This is a genomic window from Maribacter sp. 2-571 (assembly GCF_050589625.1).
Lineage (GTDB): Bacteria > Bacteroidota > Bacteroidia > Flavobacteriales > Flavobacteriaceae > Pelagihabitans.
Genome location: NZ_JBNGOP010000093.1, coordinates 1 through 589, shown reverse-complemented (window position 1 = coordinate 589; position 589 = coordinate 1). Strand labels below are relative to the sequence as shown.

Below are 589 nucleotides of genomic sequence, written 5' to 3'. Positions count from 1 at the left end.
CTGCCGTTACGGTACAGGAGCGGCCGGAACGTATCCCGCTCTCGTACAGCCAGGAGCGTTTGTGGTTTTTGGACCAGTTGCAGGGCAGCGAGGAGTACCACATGCCTATGATATTAAAACTTACAGGTTCCGTAGATGAGAACGCTCTGCGAAACGCTCTTAAGAATATCCTGTCGCGCCACGAGGTGCTCCGCACGGTGATCAAATCCGAGAAAGGGATCGGCTATCAGGAAGTACTTCCGGCGGATTCCTGGTCGATGGAAGTGGTAACGGTAAGTGAAGGGGAGGACCCGAAGGCGCTGATAACCGCCTTTATAGAAGACCCCTTCGACCTTTCGCGGGACTATATGCTGCGCTCGCGCCTTTACCGGTTGGGCGACGGGAGCCATGTCTTCGCCAATGTACTGCACCACATCGCGAGCGACGGTTGGTCGAACGGGATCCTGACCAATGAGTTCATGGAGTCCTATACATCGCTGATGCAGAGGGGAACGTGCGATTTCCCGACATTGCCGTTGCAGTACGCGGACTATGCGATCTGGCAGCGCACGCACCTGGAGGGGGACGTCCTTGAAGGGCAGCTGTCCTA

Annotated in this window: 1 protein-coding gene; it reads left to right on the top strand. The window is 56.4% G+C overall.

What is annotated here, in order from left to right; all coding sequences use genetic code 11:
• Positions 1 to 59: 59 nt before the first annotated feature.
• The coding region (locus ACRD7P_RS21025) for a condensation domain-containing protein (protein ID WP_430909776.1) at positions 60 to 589 on the top strand (530 nt) is incomplete at its 3' end.